Below are 17,012 nucleotides of genomic sequence, written 5' to 3'. Positions count from 1 at the left end.
CTACCCAAACAAGAAAACCGGGTAGCCAATCAGTCTCTCAATTGAAAAAGTAGAGGAAATTTAGCCAAACAAGAAATCCAATCAATACCAATACGAAAAAGACATGTAAAAACATACTTATAAACCTACTTGAATTTGTTTCCTCACCAATTACACGAAACAGGACTATGTTCACCAATAAATACACTACAACAATAAAGCATATAATGACCTCGGTATGATTGGGCGGTATCATGACCCCTAACATCGCACCCATCATTCCCCCCATGATTCCAGCAGTTATTCCCTCTAACGAAGCAATAAGAGAAACGGGTCTTCCCGTGATATACCCTATAAACATTCCAATGGATACAGCTATAATCGTAGGAAGGGTTAAATCCTTTTCAAGTATAAAAATTCCTAAGAATGTCCCTAACGCTACACTCGTCATCATTGAGTTAGTCATACTGATGATCATCGCAACCATAGGACTTAGGTGTTTTCTTTTAATATATGTATAGTAAACAACCAAACTAGTACTTAGAAAAATGAACATTATACTAACACAAAGTAACATTATTGCTCCGCCTTCCTACTTCATTCCCTTATGTAAAAAGAACCCAATTCAAAGTAATACTTTTAGCAATATATGAAAAGAGGAGCCTGTCTCATACTACTACGTGTTAATTTTTGAGGAAAACTGTGAAAATAATAAATAAATTCACAAGTAATTCACATTTGTATCTTGTTTATGTAGTTTAAATATCTTAATGTATTCTTGTGAAGGGATTTTTAAGAAAGAAGGGGAGGTCCTAATTTGCTTCCAATTGAAAGACAGAATCAAATAGTAACCTGGCTGAACGAAGAAGGAACACTTTCAATTGCTGAAATTAGTAAGCGTTTGAATGTATCCGAAATGACAGTGTACCGGGATATTAAGCCCTTATTAGAGGAAAATAAGATAAACAAGACATCTGGCGGCGTATCGTTAGTTAGCATGACGAATGTCTCACCAAATGCTTGTACCTACTGTTTAAAAGAAATGAACAACCGACACCCAATGCAAATCATCACTAATTATCAAATGGTCGAGCAATTTTGCTGCCCACACTGTGGGTTGTTACGATACAAGGATATTGAAAAAAATGTGTCTCAAATCATATGTCGTGACTTCCTTCAAAATACAACAATTAGTGCAAAATTGGCTTATTTTCTACTTGACGCAGATTTTAATTTGAACTGCTGCCAACCACAGGTCCTCACCTTTGATTCATTAAAATATGCTCAGCAATTTCAAAAAGGTTTTGGGGGGACAATATTTCGGTTTGAGCAAGCAGTCGAAGAGATTTCAAAAAGAATGAGTGGAGATTTTGGCTGTGGGTGCAACAAATAGAGAGGACGTGCTAGATTGAGTTTTAAAAAAAGTGGCATTGTTTTTGCTCTCATATTTTATCTTTTTCTATTTTTGTACCCTTCATTTCCTTCCGCACATGCTTACATAAAAAAATCAACACCTTCTGAAAATGAGACACTTTCAAAACTGCCTGAGAACGTAACGATTGAATTTGATGAACCGATTCAGCCATCATTTCATTCAATTGAAGTGTTTGATTCAAAAGGGAATCGTGTAGATCAAAAAAACGGGCATATTGATACGAAAAATTCATCTGTTATCGAATGTGACCTTAACGATCATCTTCCAAACGGTACGTACCGGATACAATGGAGAGTTGTTTCTAGTGATGGTCATCCTGTTCAAGGGGTGATTCCCTTTCAGATAGGGGGCTTAGAAAGCAATCCAAAGAGCTCCAATAACAATCAAGAGTCAAAGGGTTATACGCCTGAATGGGACCTTCTCAGCATTCGCTGGCTTCAATATGTAAGTAATGCATGTTTAGTTGGAGCACTCTTTTTTTACTTGTTTGTTTTACATAAAGATTTAGTAACCAATTTATGGGTGATGGATGCGGTTAAAAAAATAGTAACGTTTTCGTTTCTGACCTTAAGTTTAAGTATGCTTTTAAGTTTACCATTACAAGCCACAATAGAATCAGGTTTACCCTGGAGTGAGGTTCTTAGTATTCGAGTGTTAAGGGAAATGTTAGAGAACACTCTCTTTGGAAAAACGTGGATCATCCAAATCGATGGGTTGTTTTTGCTTTGTATATCCACCTATCTGGTTATAAAGAAACGATTGGATAAGCCTATATTACTTTGGATGACTCTTATTCTTGGAGTAGGACTTTTATTGTCGAAGTCCTTTACCAGTCATGCGGCAGCATCAACAAATAGGTTTTATAGTATTTCCTTGGACTTCCTTCATTTATTATCCGCCTCCATCTGGATTGGAAGTTTACTGTCTTTAGCAACTTTGATCCCCCTAAGCAAAAAGAAGGAATCAAAGACTGTGTTTATAGAAACTATAAAAAGGTTTTCCAAATGGGGAATAGTGCTTGTAATTATTCTAGCAGCAACAGGCTTTATGAGTAGTCTTTCATACATTCCTAATTTTAGAACGCTTGTCTCTACTGATTACGGAAGAGTATTGACAGGAAAAATCCTTCTATTTCTTTTGATGATCATTTTTGCAATGGCTAATTTTGTAAAAGGTAGAAGGCGTAGAGAAACAGGATGGAGATCAACCTTATGGGGTGAGTTAATACTTGGACTAATTGTTTTGGGACTTTCTGTTTTATTAACAAATCTACCAACTGCTATGGCATCTCCTGGACCATTTAAGGAAACAAAGACGATTCAACATGGAACTAGAATTACATTTGAAGCGACTCCAAACGTTATTGGAGAAAACACTTTCGAATTATGGTTGAAGGACGAAAAGGGAAGGCCCATTACGAATATTGAACAAATAACACTTACTTTTACTTCATTAGAAATGGATATGGGTAAAGATTCTACGATATTAGAGAAGATCAAGGATGGAAAATATGGAACAAGAGGGTTGGATTTTAACATGTCCGGTCAATGGAACGTCCAAGTTCATGTCCTTACCAAAGACTTAGAAACACTCGATACTCATTTCAATGTCCTAGTAGGAAGTAAATAAAAAACAACAACATAGAGGAGATAATCTGATGAGAAAAACAATGAAAAAGATTTCAAAAGTATTTCTACCAACGATTTTAGGCTTATTTTTGTTCACGAGCGTGGCCAGTGCACATGTCACGGTGACACCAAAAACATCAACAACAGGGGCGTGGGAAACCTATACGGTTAAGGTCCCAGTTGAAAAAGATATTCCAACAACTAAATTTACTTTAAAAGCACCTGAAGGGGTAGAAATTATGTCCTATCAGCCAGTACCTGATTGGACCTATACTGCTGACAAGGATGCCAATGGAAAAGTTAAATCGATCACATTTGAGTCAACTGGTGAAGGAATACTACCAGGACAATTTCAACAGTTTACCTTTGTTGCGAAAAACCCAGAAAAGGCAACAAAGGCTGCATGGGATGCGTTTCAATACTATAAAGATGGTAGTATCGTTGAATGGACAGGGGATGAAGGGGCAGATACCCCACATTCTATTACAGATATTGTTGTAGGGACATCAACAGCTGATCATCATCAAGCTACACCAAAAGTCACTCACAAAGACAACACAAAAACAACGGATGTTGAGACTACGTCCACTAATCTACCTCTTGTTTTATCGATCATATCAGTTCTTCTATCACTAGCTGCCTTTGTATTAACATTACGTAAAAAGAAATAAATTGAAAAAAGAAGCACTGCTCATTGTGAGGTAGTGCTTCTTTTTATGTCTGCTGGTTTCGTTCAAAATCAGAAAGAACGTTTAATTGTATTCGTAATGTCGTTCCAAAGTCCGTCCCTATTACGAGCATTACCTGTGTCGGTTGTGTAGTCTGTTAGTCGATTAAAGAAGTCTACATCATATGTTACATATACATTGTTAACATTTTTTTCCGCTGTATGAACTTGTTTCGCAATTTCTTTTTCAAGGCGGTTCGATGCCTTTCTGAAGTTTGCCCCACCATTTATTCCAGTGTCTCGAACACCGGTCGTACCGCCGATGTTGGTCCCATTAGTAGTGCCGGGATTTAGAGCATTGCCAGTATTATCAGTACTAGTCACGCCTGTTGTACTTGGATAATTACCATTTCTACCTGTACCTGCCCCACGAGCGTTGATATCATTTGCACGAGTCGTATCAACAGTGCTCATACTGGTGCCGCGTGTAGTGCCCATACCCATATTTGTTTGGTTCGTTCGATTGTGTAGTTTCACCGCAACATATGCATCATGATTGCGGATGATGACATGTGCCAAATCAACGGCCTGCAATTTCTCTACACTTTTTCCTGCACGATTAGAAACACGGAAGCTTTTATTGGAAACATTCATTAAATCAAGACCATCATTGTTATTGTACCTAACATTGTTAGCATTTAAATTGTTTCTAGTTACATTATCTGTTCGATCGTTCATTCCACAGCCTGTTAAACCTAATAAGGTAGTTGCTAAAACGAAAGTAGCTAAACCTTTTTTCGTCAAAATTTCCACTCCCTTATAAAACATTGTCTTACATACATATAGTTGCCTTTTTAAGTTGAACTATTCGAGATCTTGGACAGGTAAAATATGTTCCATCTGGCGCGAAAGAGAATATGCATCTTATGTGGTGTTAAGCTAAAAACAAATAAAACAGGGATTGTAAGGTGGGCTGTAGCATGGCAATATTAACAACAGTTGGGAACGGCCTTTATTACAGTGAAAAGGGTGAAGGAACATCGATTATGTTTGTTCATCCACCTCTTCTCACAAGTGCTAATTTTACGTATCAAGTAGAAGAGTTATCACGTGATTTTAAGGTGATAACATTTGATATAAGAGGTCACGGTCGGAGTCCTTATTCTGAGCAGACCTTAACCTATCAGCTCATTGCAGATGATATGGTGCATCTTCTGAATCATCTAGGCATTGAAAAAACGTATCTTTGTGGCTATTCCACGGGTGGGGCGATTGTATTGGAATTTTTGCTGCAACATCCTAATCGTGCTTTAGGAGGCGTTATTGTAAGTGGAATGTCAGAAGTGAGGGATAGTTATAACAAAAGAAGAATTTCAATTGCAAAGTTCCTGACAAAAACAGGGGGACTTCCTTTATTAGGTCTTTCTGTTTCATGGAGTAACTCAGATTCAATTAGTAATTTCAAGAAAATCTATCGCGAAGCACTTAAGGGGAGTAGAAAAAACATCGAGCAGTATTATCATGCTTGTTTAGAATATAACTGCACAAATCAATTGCAAACCATTGATAAACCAGTCTTACTTGTTTATGGAGAGAAGGATAAACACTTTCATCCCTATGCAAGATTATTACATGAAAAGCTGCAGGATAATGAATTAAAGTTTATTGATGAAAAACATAGAATTCCGACGAAATCAACTGAGGAGTTAAATCAATTCATTCGGGAGTTTATCAATGCTAAGCAAGTAAAACAAAATTCGCTCATTAAAGGGAAGATTCGCTCATAAAAATCGATATTCGCTCATAAAACTAGGCTATGTTAAAGAACATTGTTGATATTTTTATACTGTTGATTGGAGTGGTAGGAGCGAAGACTCCTGTGGGAGTATGGTTCAGGGGAGACCCCTCAGGCGCTAGCGCCGAGGAGGCTCGCCGAAACACCCACGGAAAGCGAAGCTCCTGGAGCGGAAATCAACAAACAAATTTATCAAAGCCTAAAACTAAAAAATTCACTCATAAGAAGTTAATCCGACAAATAAAACTGGGGATCACCCAATTTTAATGGATGTCCCCAGTTTAGTACATGACTGTTTCCCCAATTAATAACACCTTTAGTTGTTCCTCAGGAAGCTGTTGCTTTTTCCATTCCTTCAAGAGACGTTCTAATGCTTCCGGCCCCGTGTCATCCGCTAAACGATACGCTCCATAATGCATCGGGACAAAGGTTTTTGCTTTTAATTCAACAAAAGCTTTCACACTGTCTTCAGGTGAGATATGTGAGTCCGCCATAAACCATTCTGGCTCATATGCGCCGATTGGCATAAAAACCGTGTCAATTGCAAATCGGTCCGCAATTTGTTTAAACCCATCAAAATAACCGGTATCCCCTACAAAATAAAACGTATCTTGCTCTGTTTGGAAGATCCATCCGCCCCAATGGGAGGTGTTCATATCCATCAAGGACCTTCTTGTCCAATGCTGGGCGGGAACGAAATGGATGGTTAATCCATCATGTGCGGAACTTTCCCACCAATTCATTTCCGTTACTTTTTGATAGCCTTTTCTGTTAAAAAGGGGCTTTAAGCCGGCAGGGACATAATAGTGAGGGCTCCCTTTTAATTTTTTCAACGTAGGGAAGTCCAAATGATCATAATGACCATGAGAAATCACAACGATATCAATCTCTGGAAGCTCTGAAAAAGAAAGACCTGGTGCTGTTAATCGTTTTTGAAATCCCATTCGCTTGGCCCAAACAGGGTCAGTTAAAATATTGATTCCATTTAGCTGAATCAAAAAAGTAGAATGGCCAATCCAAGTATAAGAAGTATGGCTTCTGTTGGCGTTAATTTCTTTTATTTTTTTTGCAGGAAATTGTTCTATATTTACAGATAAATCCTTTACTTTACTTCGTCTTTCTTTCTGCCATTTCCTCATATCATTGAACGATTTGTTGTTTGTGACATTATTCAAGTTTACGTATCTTTTCATATTCACCTTGTTCTCCTCAAATACACTCTATTCTAATGCTGAGTATAGCATTTAAACCGATTATCCAGCAAAAATGTGGAAATGATTCCCGGTTTAATCTTTAATTTGTCGGGAAGAAGGACTGAAATGAGTATAGGAGCGAAGGGTCCTTTCAAGAAATGGCCTCCAATACTTTTCAGTAATCTTGACCACAAATGCGGTAAGATTTCCAAGGATGGCGCTCCCTACAATATCAGAAGGATAATGCTGACCCATCCAAATACGAGAAATGCCAACTAAAAGGGATAACAACCACAGAACCAAGCCCCAAGTCCGATGATAAACAAAAACAAAAGCGGAAACTGCAAATGCAAGAGCAGTATGTTTACTTGGAAACGAAGAATCCTTTCCAGAAGGTACTGGTGGTAATAAATGAACTGCTTGCTTCAAGAAAGGCCTAGGTCTATAAAAAAATCTCTTCATTAACATGCTAAGTAGATAGGTTACACTTATGGTTACCCCAGCAATTAGAGTTTTTCTTTTATTAAATTTAGCTTGGAATAATAGTAAGATTAATACATAAAGATAGACATAGCGCGTTCTCGTGGAAAGGGTAACCATGATGAAATCTACCAGTCGAGAATACCCGGACCATCTGTTAATGGACTTGAAAATCCGATCATTCATAAAAATACTCCTTTATTTGACCTATATAGTAATGCTATTTTTCTCCTCTAGAAACCTAAATATGTACTCGATAAAGCCACTTTATTCCCTGTCATCCAATACAGAATCATTTTGTAAAGCTTAGTAAATAATAATTTAACAAAATAAATGGTATTGGAGATTACGTGTAATGGAGAAATCAAGCAAAGGGCTGTCAGCGTGGCAGCTTACAATGATGGCCTTGGGAAGTGTGATAGGGGGTTCCTTTTTTCTAGGGTCGTCCATCGCGATTCATGCTGCAGGGCCGTCAATTTTACTATCCTATGTGATCGCGGGTGTACTTGTTTTTTTCATTCTTTATGCACTGTCAGAAATGACCGTAGGAAATCCTACTGTTGGTTCCTTTAGTACTTACGCAGCACAAGAGCTAGGTGAAGGAACGGGATTTGTTGTTGGTTGGCTCTATTGGACAGGGATCGTTCTTTCCATGTGAGTGAAGCAACCGCCATTTCTATCCTATTTCAAGAATGGTATCCGAATGAATCAATAGCCATATTGGGAAGCGCCATTCTCATTGGAGTGACGTTGCTAAATCTTTTGGGAGCGGATAAGTTAGGCAAGTTGGAAAGCGGTCTTTCAGCCGTTAAAATTTTTGCGATAATCTTTTTTATCCTAACGGCTATCGTGCTTATTTTCGGAATTATGCCAGGAAAGCCTGCCATCGGGTTAGTTGAATTAGCAAGAGAGCCCTTAATGCCTGGAGGAATAAAAGGGATAGCGGGAAGTATGTTAATTGTTATTTTTGCCTACGCAGGATTTGAGATTATTGGATTAGCGGCTTCTGAAGGCAGTAATCCTACAGAAACCATACCTAAAGCGATTCGCTACACGGTCATATCACTCGTAGGCTTGTATATCTTATATGCGTTAGTATTACTTCCGCTAATTCCAACTTCAACACTGAATGAAAACATAAGTCCGATGGTGGCATCTCTCTTGATCGCTGGGGGATAGGTTGGGCTGGTACGGCTCTAAACATCGTGTTAATTTCGGCCATTCTTTCTGCCATGCTGGCTGCTATCTTTGGGCTGGGAAGGATTATTCGATCTCTTGCAGATGAAGGGCATGCGCCAGGATGGTTGAAGGATTCAAAGGATGTTCCGTATCGCGGAATCTTATTTTCGGGGTTTGCCATGCTCGTGGGGCTTGGTTTTGGTCTATTGTTCCCGAGGGTGTACCTGGTTTTGATCACGTCGGGTGGTTTTGCCTTGATCTTTACCTATGCCGTGATAATGGCTAGTCACATCCGGTTTCGAAAAAGAAATGGGTGTCCGCCAGGGGGAATCTGTCAAATGCCCGGCTTTCCGTATACTTCTTGGATTACCTTAATCAGCATGATTATTGTTTTGGTAAGTATGCCATTCATTCCAGGCCAAGGAACAGGGCTTGTTGCTGGAATAGGGATGGTTGTCGTTTATTCACTTTGTTATTTTGCGATGAGATACCGGACTCGTGCGCGTTCGCAAGCGAGTAATAGTGGCTCATCAACAATTGATTATCGAACTGGGATGTTAACCGAATTCTCAGAAGAGCTGACAGAAAAGGTGAATGATGAGGAAAAATAAGATAGTCCCCATCGAGTTACGGTGGGGGCTCGTTTTTTTTACGCGAAGAGAACATCTCCTAAAGTTTATCTTTAATCGGAACTCCTAACTCGCCTTCCATAATTTTCTCTATTTTTAAACCAATCTGCTGTACATGCATTTTCTCCACCTCAGGTAAAGTATGAATGCATTACTCAAAACTGTACATTCTTACGTAATCATTTTTGTACATAATTAAATTAGCATTTCTACTACATCCACTTTTTTGTTAAGAAAGAAGGCAAAAGTCGAAGTAGAAGGGTTCTACGTCTATTTTTCTAATAAAAAAGTAGGTAAAAGTCGAAGTAGGAGGGTTCTAGGTCTACTTTTCTGTTAAGAAGGTAGGTAAAAGTCGAAGTAGGAATGCTTGCTTGTTTGCAACTGGAGAAATCATCAGTGGATTAGGATTCTTTATGTTAGAACTATTGTGGCTTGTGACAACCGGAATTGCCTTACGAAAGGTACTACAAAAAAATTTCGCCGCACACCGCCACTTGATGATTCGTAGCTATGCAGTAACTTTTGCATTTGTTACGTTCCGTTTATATTTGCTCCCATTTACCTTACACTTAACCTCTCGATCCAAACGGCCATTCAAATGTCATCGTGGCTTTGTTGGAAATGACCAATTTATTAGATGATTGAACTATTTTTAAGAAGAAAAATGTAAAAGCGAAAACGAATCTATACAATAGCCGCACCCATTAAATTTTTACAAGAAAAGAAGGGATTCTATAATGTTGAAACGAAAAGATAATTACCTGACTCTTTTCATTAACGGATTAGTCCCGGGGGTCTTTATCTCATTTTATCCAAACATATGAACAGTGTGGCTGCGCTTTCAATCGCCACCCTTGCCACGTTAGCAGAAATCTTTATTTTCTCATAAAAAGGAAAAAGTTAGATGTATTTGGACTACTCATGCGGTTTACTTTTTTACTAGCCACCATTAGGGTTACCCTGTTGTTCACTTTATCTACAGGCACGTATCTAGCCGTTTCGAACATCGTGTTATACGGTTTAATTGGTGGAGCGATTTTGTGGACCGTTTTTTACCGCCGTATTTTTGCACAGAAATTAAAAATCATCAGAAATAATAAAGTTTGCTAGTCTATCCAGGTGCTCAAAATGAATATATCTACATTAAAAAGAACTTTATTTTTGTTAAAGGAAAGAAGGAAAAAGCAATGGTAGTTTTCTATATTGTATCAGCGATTGGTCTCTGTTTGATTCTTGGCATCCTTTATCAATGGCTGGCTACTAAATTTGACGAAAGGCAATACCCAGCGCCTGGCAAGTTTGTGGAAATTGACGGACGAAGGCTTCATTATCAAAGTTTTGGTGTGGAAAAGGGACCAATTGTTATCTTTGATCATGGATGTGGAATCGGTTCATCTTCGCTCATTTGGAAACTGGTTGCGGATAAAGTTTCACAGTTTGCGAGAGTCATTAGCTATGATCGAGCAGGTTATGGATGGAGTGACTCGGGGTCCTACCCGAGGACAAACGAAGCTGCGGTTGAAGATCTTCGGATTCTTATTGAAAAGGTCAATATGATAGGGCCAATTGTATTAGTCGGTCACTCGTATGGCGGGCTAAACGTTCGCTTATTTGCAAAAGAATATCCCAACCTGGTAGCGGGAATCGTCCTGGTGGATGCCACCCACGAAGACGAACGAACAAGTCGATTTCCAGCTAAATATGTTGAGGGGCAAATGATGGGACGGAAAGCATTTAAGATGCTAAAGTATCTGTGTTATTTCGGTATTCTAAGAATTCTGGGTAAACTGCATGTATTTTCACAGATAGAAGAAATTCTCAAGAAGTTTCCAAAGAAACAACTGCCAATCTATCAATCTACACTCTTTTTAAATAAAACCGCAAAGGCTGTAGCAAGCGAGTTTTCACATTTAGATGCTGGATATAACGCGGTAAGAGGTTCATCTCTTGGCCATGTTCCGTTAGTGGTGATAAAAAGTGAGATTGTCGAAAACCTAAATGGATTTTCAGAGATAGAAGTGGTAGAAACGAAAAAATCCTTGCATGAAGTAGCAGTTGAAATGTCTAAGTTATCAACAAATGGAGAGTTATGGGTTGCCGGGAATAGCGGCCACAATATTCATGTCGAGGATCCAGATCTAGTGGTTAAAGCAATAGATAAAGTTTGCCAAAATAAAGTTGGTGCCTTCCCCTATGTACGTTAAAGGGGGGCGGGTGCCTTTTTGTTTTCAAAAAATCCAGCTTTTTAAAAGGTTATTACCATTTAATAGAGAATAATTTTAATTGGAAATTGATTACAGTAAAGGATGATGATAATGACTATTTCAAAGGTAACACCAATTATAAACGAAATGGGAACTGTTTTTGTACACGTAAAAGATTTGAAAAAATCGGTTGAATGGTACAGCAGGATTTTAGGCTTTGAAGTTGATTTAAGTGAGTTGAATTCTCCTGTATATGATATTCCTATTCAAGGTACAACAGGATTAACCTTAGATGATCATGCGTTTGATAACAATTTTAGGCATCAACCAAGTTCGAATCCCATATTTAATCTTCTTGTTGATGATATTGATAGTGCGTACCGTTTTATTAAAGAAAGTGGGGCAGAAATCGTAAGGGAAATTGAAAGAATTGGAGAGCACTTCGCATGGTTTAACTTTGTTGACCCAGACCGTAATGTGCTAATGGCATGTACTTGTTAAACAAATAAAGAAAATATTTTTTTAAAATATATGTTTATTTCTCAAAATAGTGGGTATTAACAAAGTGGGATTATAAATTTTATGAAGCTTTGAATAAATAATTTACATAGGGGAGGAACAATCTTTGAGTACCTTTTATGACACAAGAAATATTTCGGAATATCTTATCAACAACAATGGGGATTTTCAGAAGAAACTTTTATCCGAGGCAGTCAATGTTGCATCTAATATCGAGAGTATTTTAAAAGCTGGAAATATTGATCTATTAAAAAATGCTCAAAGGCTAGCACTTTATGTTGTGGAAAATACTAAAGATGAACTCATTATTTTTGCTAATGAAGAGGGAGTCGCTTGGGCGAAACATTCTTTAACTCTTTCTTTTAAACTAGAATGGGTACATGCCATAAGACGTGCCTTATGGCATTTCATAAAACTATATGATGAATTAGATGAAAATGATAGGTATATTGATGATTTTTACGAAATGGAAAAGAAGGTTAATGACGGGATAGATGAATTTTTAAATACCTTTTTTATTAGCTATTCAGAGTATAAAGATGAATTAATACGTTCCCAAAGGAAACTAGTTGAACATCTTTCGGTGCCCATCATACCGGTTAGTGAAACGGTAGCTGTCTTGCCATTAATTGGATCGTTCGATCCGTATCGAATGGAGATTATTGAAGAGAAAGTATTAACAGATATTTCAAGGCTAAGAATACTAACATTGATTATTGACCTTTCTGGAATATCGGACATGGATGAATTAACTATTAATCATTTTCAAAAGGTTTTGATTGGCATTACGTTAATGGGGGCAAAATCAATCATAACTGGATTACGTCCAGAACTTGTTAGAAAAATGGTTCATTTAGGAATTGATCTTCACACTTATACAGAAACAAAAGCAACGTTACAGCAAACATTAAATACGTACCTTGTGTAAGTACAATAGAGGAATTCTTTCAATTTAGTACTGATAAATAGGTTATTCAATCTTTACTCCTGCATCAAATACATAAGGTTGCTGAGGAATATCAATTTTAGAAATCTGATTTATTTTTATCATAGGAATAGTACTCCCATCATATTGGGTTTCCTCAATTGTTCCAGTTACTTGGACCCAATTATCTTTTTGTAGGGTGGTTACATCTCCTGTAGACAGCATTCCAAATACAGAAGCATCCGCAGCGCAGCAAGTAATTCCAAAACGAGCAACGATGATTTGATTTTGCATGAAATCCTTTTCCCTATAAACAAACCCTTTCGTAGTAACGGTTTTTCCAATCATATTAGGGAGATTCTCTTGTATGATATTCATCATGGGGACATATAGATCATCTGTAATGTTTATAAGTTTTGTTTGCGCCATTTTCTCTTTTAATTTGGAGTATTCCCTCTGAGTTAATGGTTCAGGTTGACCGTTAAGAATATTGGACGTGGAATTGATTTTACTGTTATCAGAAGGAGAGTTAGATTTTGTTTTGTTATTACCATTCTTGATTTGAACATCGGCTGGACTTGCTCCAAGATTAATGGTGCGGTTCATTGCTACAGAACTGCCGAGCACATTGCTCGAAAAAAGAAATCCAGTGGTTATAGGAATAATAAACAATAAATAAAGAAACAGACTTTTACTAATAGAACTTGGGTAGGAATGTTCACCGTCACAATCACAATGATAAGGATGTTTCTGCCCCATAGTTCCTCTTATGATCAATAGAACTCCTAAAATGAGTAACACAAAAACTGTAAAATAAATAAAACGAAGCATTTTAGGTGCGATTAGAAGCGAAATATTATTTGTAAGAAGTAATTTAAATAAGAGTAACATAAACCCTATTAGAATGATTCCCCTTAATAGATAATGGAAGGAGAAATCTCTTTCCTTCTTCATAAAGCACCTCCTAAATAATGAATTCCTGTAGGATAAAGACAACTAAATAAACAACAATGGGTGTTATAAATAGTAAAAATAGAACAAATCTTTTCTTAAAATAGGCGAATAACATTAAGGTGTTTTTTATGTCAATCATTGGGCCAAAGACTAGAAAGGCAAGTAATGATCCTGCTGTAAATGTAGAACCGAAGGAGGAAGCAACGAAAGCATCTGCTGAAGAACACACCGAAAGAACATAAGCAAACCCCATCATAACCCCGGGTGCCAAAGTTGTGCTTGTCCCTATGGATAACAAAGCATTTCGATCAAGGAATGCTTGAAACAGACTTGCTAAAAAAGCTCCTATGAATAAATATTTTCCAGTATCAAATAACTCATCACTAGCGTGGTATAACGTTTCTAGAAATTTATTTTCTTTTGGATGATGGTGATGGTGTTCTTCATGGTGATCACCATTCTTTGTTTTTAAGATATTTTCCCTCTTAAATTGTCGGTAAATAATAAATCCTATTAAAATGGAGCTAATAAATCCTACAAGCATTCTACTATTTGCCATATAGGGTGTGCTTCTAAAAGCGTAATAGGTGGAAGCATAGACGACAGGGTTAATGATAGGAGCGCTTAGCATAAAGACAACGCCAACGTGCGAAGGCATTCCCTTCTTAATTAATCTACGAACAACAGGGATGATGGCACACTCACAAATGGGGAAGATAATCCCTAACAGTGCAGCGGGAATGACAGCTAAATAGGCATTACGAGGTAGTACACGCCGAATGGCATTTTCAGATACAAAGGCTTGAATGAGCGCTGATACAAACACTCCTAATAAAATAAATGGAATCGCCTCTAAAATAATACTGAGGAAAATGGTATTTACATTAATAAAAGAACTTGGAATTCTATTTAATAGAGAAGTGGTTTTAAATACCTCGGCAAAGAGAAAGAGAAACATGAATAAGCAAAATAATAGAAGAATAATACTATCTTTTAGTAGCTTATTTACATAGGTCACAATTATAACTACCTCCTCAAATCTATCATTCCTATCATATGGATATGCTATATTATTGAGAAAATGTCAGTAAAAATGGGTTGACTAAATTAGAATTTCATTATAAGATACAATTCGTAATAATTACGATTTAATAAACTAAAAAAATGAAAAAATACAAAATTATTATTTTCTTTAAATCGGAATAATTCCTAATTAAAATTAATAAATGATTTATGGAGGTAAACGAACATGAAGAGACTTCTAGGTATGGTCCTTATTTTTCTGTTAGTTTTGAGCGGTTGCTCTAATGCTGCTTCGACGAAAAGTGAAAAAACTAGTGATGGGTCAAAAAAACTGCAAATTGTCACTACTTTTTATCCTATGTATTTCTTTGCCCAAAAAGTGGCTGGAAATTCATCAAACGTTGAACTATTAGTACCGAACGGTGTAGAACCACATGATTGGGAGCCTACAGCAAAGGATATGGCACGGATTCAAGACGCCGATGTCTTTATCTATAATAGCCATTACTTTGAATCCTGGACCGATAAAGTATTAAAGAGTATTAATGATCCAAACTTAAACGTTGTTGAAGCATCCAAAGGAATTGAATTGATGGATGCACTTGAGTCTGAGGAAGGAGAAGAGGGTCATAATCATTCTTCCAAGGATCCGCATGTTTGGTTATCTCCCGTGTTAGCGCAGCAAGAGGTAGATACGATTGCTGAAGCTTTAGAACAGGCAGATCCAAAAAATAAGGAACAATATAAAAAAAATGCAGAAGCATTAAATTCGGAACTAGCAGATTTAGACGGTTTATACAAAGAGACCATTGATAATGCTAAGAAAAAAGAATTTGTTACACAGCATGCTGCTTTTGGTTATTTGGCTAAACAATATGGATTAACTCAAATCCCTATCGCAGGTTTATCACCTGATGTGGAACCTACGCTTGGGAAATTAGCGGAACTAACAGAACTAACAAAAAAGAAAAATGTAAAAATTATTTACTTTGAGGAAATGACTTCTTCAAAAGTGGCGCAAACATTAGCTAAAGAAATAGGGGCTAAAACAGAAGTATTAAATCCATTAGAAGGACTAACTAAGGAAGAACAAAAAAAAGGTCTAGATTATATTGATGTTATGAAGAAAAATCTAGAAGCATTAAAGCTAACAATTTTAGAGTAATATTCGACGGAGGCTAGGATAATGTATCCTAGCCTTTTTTAATGCAAAAAGTGTAAAGATTTATCGGTAAATACATAAAAAAGAATGGTTGGAAAATAATAAATATAGTTCGGAAAAAGTATTTAAAGTAATCCGTATTTGTGCTTTAACAAAAACGGAGTAAGATTAACGAGGGATTTAGATGGATTGGAATGGTGTATTAAAAAGGTTAGACCCATTTGCTAAAGGTTCGTGGTTTATTTACCTTTCAGGTTCGATATTGCTCTTTTTTTCTGCTAAATTAACAGAAAATATATCACGGAGAGAATGGTTTCTCCTTTTTGGTATGGTTGGGTTTTATGGTTGGATGGCTAATGTTATCTTATTTTTCATACTTGATTTTATGGATTCGGGGGATTCCTCTATAGGAGGATTACCTGATATTTTTATGTTTGTGATCGGACCTGTTTCAATCGCAATTTTATTTTTAAATCGTTACAATACGCCAACCAAGTTAATTAGGGTACTGCTCTTTTCTTTATTATCTCTCTTAATTGAATATATTTTAGGGAAATTAGGTTTCTTAAAGTTAAAAAATTGGAAACCATATTATTCCATTCCTTTTTATTTGATTTTATTTGCTATTATTCTACCCTGGACGCTTAAGCTTATTAGAAAATAAAGACTCTTAATGCAATAAAGAATATGTAAACACGAAAAAAGACATCCCTAAAACAGGAATGTCTTTTTCGTGTTCTTATTTTTTTGTATTGTTTAGTTGTTCCTTCTCCATAATCCCGTTTACAACATCTGCAATACTCACATGTGCTAATGACTTTTCTAATGCTAGTTGAGCAGCTGAAAACAGTGGAACGATTGTGTCTTGAATGTTCCTGCCAACCGGACAGGCTGGATTTGGATTATCGTGCACACTAAATAATTCTTTATCTTGTACAACATTTACCGCTTTATAAACGTCAAGTAATGTAATTTCAGATAATTCTTTTGCAAGTTCAGCACCTGCAATCCCAGGGCGAACGTTAATTAACTCAGCATTTTTTAGCATCCCCATAATTTTTCTAATAACAGCAGGATTTGTATTTACGCTTCCAGCTAAAAATTCTGAAGAGCTTACTCCATCTTTATTAAACTCAATAAGAGATAATATATGAATTCCTACAGCAAAGCGACTGCTGATGGACATCGTTGATCACCTTCCTTATGTCTTACCCAGGCTAATGATGTAATTAAAATGATT

18 protein-coding genes and 1 pseudogene are annotated in these 17,012 nt (G+C 36.8%); 12 read left to right on the top strand and 7 right to left on the bottom strand.

Going from position 1 to position 17,012, the window contains the following annotated elements; all coding sequences use genetic code 11:
- Positions 1–37: 37 nt before the first annotated feature.
- Entirely contained in the window at positions 38–556 is a 519-nt protein-coding gene (locus RCG25_RS14525) for a hypothetical protein (RefSeq protein ID WP_308079525.1), read from the bottom strand.
- 240 nt (positions 557–796) lie between these two features.
- Here RCG25_RS14525 and RCG25_RS14520 point away from each other — a divergent pair, with 240 nt between their 5' ends.
- The 3 genes from RCG25_RS14520 to RCG25_RS14510 are packed head-to-tail and all read left to right on the top strand — an operon-like array spanning position 797 to position 3,713.
- Positions 797–1,372, top strand: coding sequence for a DeoR family transcriptional regulator (locus RCG25_RS14520; protein ID WP_308079523.1), 576 nt, complete (start codon positions 797–799; stop codon positions 1,370–1,372).
- 15 nt (positions 1,373–1,387) lie between these two features.
- Positions 1,388–3,043, top strand: a complete 1,656-nt coding sequence (locus RCG25_RS14515) for a copper resistance CopC/CopD family protein (RefSeq protein WP_308079522.1) — start codon at positions 1,388–1,390, stop codon at positions 3,041–3,043.
- A 28-nt stretch (positions 3,044–3,071) separates the two neighbouring features.
- Complete coding sequence (locus RCG25_RS14510) at positions 3,072–3,713, top strand: YcnI family copper-binding membrane protein (RefSeq protein WP_308079521.1); 642 nt, start codon at positions 3,072–3,074, stop codon at positions 3,711–3,713.
- A gap of 68 nt (positions 3,714–3,781) precedes the next feature.
- Here RCG25_RS14510 and RCG25_RS14505 read toward each other — a convergent pair whose 3' ends face one another.
- Complete coding sequence (locus RCG25_RS14505) at positions 3,782–4,513, bottom strand: YhcN/YlaJ family sporulation lipoprotein (protein WP_308079520.1); 732 nt, start codon at positions 4,511–4,513, stop codon at positions 3,782–3,784.
- Positions 4,514–4,689: 176 nt separating this feature from the next.
- Between RCG25_RS14505 and RCG25_RS14500 the strand changes: the two genes are divergently transcribed.
- A complete protein-coding gene (locus RCG25_RS14500) occupies positions 4,690–5,496 on the top strand; it encodes an alpha/beta fold hydrolase (RefSeq protein WP_308079519.1) in 807 nt (268 codons plus the stop codon).
- A gap of 289 nt (positions 5,497–5,785) precedes the next feature.
- Here RCG25_RS14500 and RCG25_RS14495 read toward each other — a convergent pair whose 3' ends face one another.
- Positions 5,786–6,697: an MBL fold metallo-hydrolase gene (locus tag RCG25_RS14495; RefSeq protein ID WP_308079518.1), complete on the bottom strand. Its 912-nt coding sequence runs from the start codon at positions 6,695–6,697 to the stop codon at positions 5,786–5,788.
- 93 nt (positions 6,698–6,790) lie between these two features.
- A complete protein-coding gene (locus RCG25_RS14490; protein WP_308079517.1) occupies positions 6,791–7,363 on the bottom strand; it encodes a phosphatase PAP2 family protein in 573 nt (190 codons plus the stop codon).
- Positions 7,364–7,532: 169 nt separating this feature from the next.
- Here RCG25_RS14490 and RCG25_RS14485 point away from each other — a divergent pair, with 169 nt between their 5' ends.
- From RCG25_RS14485 to RCG25_RS14455, 6 genes and pseudogenes are all read left to right on the top strand, one after another.
- Complete coding sequence (locus RCG25_RS14485; protein ID WP_308079516.1) at positions 7,533–7,835, top strand: amino acid permease; 303 nt, start codon at positions 7,533–7,535, stop codon at positions 7,833–7,835.
- A 59-nt stretch (positions 7,836–7,894) separates the two neighbouring features.
- A pseudogene (locus tag RCG25_RS26100) lies at positions 7,895–8,967 on the top strand (amino acid permease); the annotation flags it as partial.
- A gap of 389 nt (positions 8,968–9,356) precedes the next feature.
- Complete coding sequence (locus RCG25_RS14470) at positions 9,357–9,626, top strand: DUF2306 domain-containing protein (protein ID WP_308079512.1); 270 nt, start codon at positions 9,357–9,359, stop codon at positions 9,624–9,626.
- Positions 9,627–10,172: 546 nt separating this feature from the next.
- A complete protein-coding gene (locus RCG25_RS14465; RefSeq protein WP_308079511.1) occupies positions 10,173–11,189 on the top strand; it encodes an alpha/beta hydrolase in 1,017 nt (338 codons plus the stop codon).
- 111 nt (positions 11,190–11,300) lie between these two features.
- On the top strand, positions 11,301–11,690 hold the full coding sequence (locus RCG25_RS14460) for a VOC family protein (protein ID WP_308079510.1): 390 nt from the start codon (positions 11,301–11,303) through the stop codon (positions 11,688–11,690).
- A gap of 124 nt (positions 11,691–11,814) precedes the next feature.
- Complete coding sequence (locus tag RCG25_RS14455; protein ID WP_308079509.1) at positions 11,815–12,636, top strand: STAS domain-containing protein; 822 nt, start codon at positions 11,815–11,817, stop codon at positions 12,634–12,636.
- A 42-nt stretch (positions 12,637–12,678) separates the two neighbouring features.
- Here the strand turns inward: RCG25_RS14455 and RCG25_RS14450 are convergent, their stop codons facing one another.
- Positions 12,679–13,587, bottom strand: a complete 909-nt coding sequence (locus RCG25_RS14450; RefSeq protein WP_308079508.1) for a TIGR03943 family putative permease subunit — start codon at positions 13,585–13,587, stop codon at positions 12,679–12,681.
- 10 nt (positions 13,588–13,597) lie between these two features.
- A complete protein-coding gene (locus RCG25_RS14445) occupies positions 13,598–14,605 on the bottom strand; it encodes a permease (RefSeq protein WP_308079507.1) in 1,008 nt (335 codons plus the stop codon).
- Between the two features lie 231 nt (positions 14,606–14,836).
- On the opposite strand from RCG25_RS14445, the gene RCG25_RS14440 reads away from it, so the two are divergent.
- The gene (locus tag RCG25_RS14440) at positions 14,837–15,775 is read left to right on the top strand and encodes a metal ABC transporter substrate-binding protein (protein WP_308079506.1); all 939 of its coding nucleotides are present in this window, start codon (positions 14,837–14,839) and stop codon (positions 15,773–15,775) included.
- 181 nt (positions 15,776–15,956) lie between these two features.
- A complete protein-coding gene (locus RCG25_RS14435; RefSeq protein ID WP_308079505.1) occupies positions 15,957–16,436 on the top strand; it encodes a hypothetical protein in 480 nt (159 codons plus the stop codon).
- Between the two features lie 75 nt (positions 16,437–16,511).
- On the opposite strand, the gene RCG25_RS14430 is transcribed toward RCG25_RS14435, so the two are convergent.
- Positions 16,512–16,958, bottom strand: coding sequence for an Rrf2 family transcriptional regulator (locus RCG25_RS14430; RefSeq protein WP_308079504.1), 447 nt, complete (start codon positions 16,956–16,958; stop codon positions 16,512–16,514).
- Between the last annotated feature and the right edge of the window lie 54 nt (positions 16,959–17,012).

Source organism: Neobacillus sp. PS2-9 (assembly GCF_030915525.1).
Classification (GTDB): Bacteria; Bacillota; Bacilli; order Bacillales; family Cytobacillaceae; genus Neobacillus.
The sequence above is the reverse complement of the archived record's forward strand: the minus strand, read 5'-3'. Positions and strand labels throughout refer to the sequence as shown.

Coding starts and splice junctions, on each gene's coding strand:
- RCG25_RS14450 (WP_308079508.1), bottom strand. CDS start 13,587: ATGAAGAAGGAAAGAGATTTCTCCTTCCATTATCTATTAAGGGGAATC.
- RCG25_RS14510 (WP_308079521.1), top strand. CDS start 3,072: ATGAGAAAAACAATGAAAAAGATTTCAAAAGTATTTCTACCAACGATT.
- RCG25_RS14430 (WP_308079504.1), bottom strand. CDS start 16,958: ATGTCCATCAGCAGTCGCTTTGCTGTAGGAATTCATATATTATCTCTT.
- RCG25_RS14495 (WP_308079518.1), bottom strand. CDS start 6,697: ATGAAAAGATACGTAAACTTGAATAATGTCACAAACAACAAATCGTTC.
- RCG25_RS14440 (WP_308079506.1), top strand. CDS start 14,837: ATGAAGAGACTTCTAGGTATGGTCCTTATTTTTCTGTTAGTTTTGAGC.
- RCG25_RS14490 (WP_308079517.1), bottom strand. CDS start 7,363: ATGAATGATCGGATTTTCAAGTCCATTAACAGATGGTCCGGGTATTCT.
- RCG25_RS14435 (WP_308079505.1), top strand. CDS start 15,957: ATGGATTGGAATGGTGTATTAAAAAGGTTAGACCCATTTGCTAAAGGT.
- RCG25_RS14465 (WP_308079511.1), top strand. CDS start 10,173: ATGGTAGTTTTCTATATTGTATCAGCGATTGGTCTCTGTTTGATTCTT.
- RCG25_RS14460 (WP_308079510.1), top strand. CDS start 11,301: ATGACTATTTCAAAGGTAACACCAATTATAAACGAAATGGGAACTGTT.
- RCG25_RS14525 (WP_308079525.1), bottom strand. CDS start 556: ATGTTACTTTGTGTTAGTATAATGTTCATTTTTCTAAGTACTAGTTTG.
- RCG25_RS14500 (WP_308079519.1), top strand. CDS start 4,690: ATGGCAATATTAACAACAGTTGGGAACGGCCTTTATTACAGTGAAAAG.
- RCG25_RS14485 (WP_308079516.1), top strand. CDS start 7,533: ATGGAGAAATCAAGCAAAGGGCTGTCAGCGTGGCAGCTTACAATGATG.